This is a genomic window from Bradyrhizobium sp. CFUWI (genome assembly GCF_056429085.1).
In genome coordinates this window covers 1-389 of the sequence record NZ_JBWJZE010000313.1, presented here as the reverse complement: position 1 = coordinate 389, position 389 = coordinate 1, and the positions used below count along the sequence as shown (strand labels likewise).

The 389-nt window shown below is 63.0% G+C and carries 1 protein-coding gene; it reads right to left on the bottom strand.

Translation table 11 applies throughout. From position 1 onward, the window contains the following. Positions 1–123 (bottom strand): glycosyltransferase (locus tag AC066S_RS39970; protein ID WP_478272090.1); only part of this gene is annotated, 123 nt, incomplete at its 3' end. Positions 124–389: the final 266 nt, after the last annotated feature.

The window sequence follows — 389 nt, the reverse complement described above, 5'->3', positions numbered from 1 at the left end:
ATCCCGCACGATGTCCTGCGTGCCGTCCGTGGAGCCGGTGTCCACGATCACCCAGTGGTCGATGAGCGGACGCACGGAAGCGAGGCACCGGGTGATCACCGGTGCCTCGTTCTTCACGATCATGTTGAGGCAGATGCGGGGGCGGGTCACTGCAGAGGGTCCGCATTTGTGCTCGCGTCCGCCGGGACGCTAGGGGTGCGCATGTCGCCGAATCACTGGCAATAGGCTTCGGCCCTTACGTTGGCTGCCGAAGTGCAGTTGAACTTGCAGGTCCATTGGTTGGCCTGAGGGCGGTACGACGAAGCAATCGTGTTCAGGAAGTCGGTCGAGTTGCAGCCGCCGGACACCACGTTGCCGGAAGAGCATGTGGCCGTCAGATTGTCCTGGCC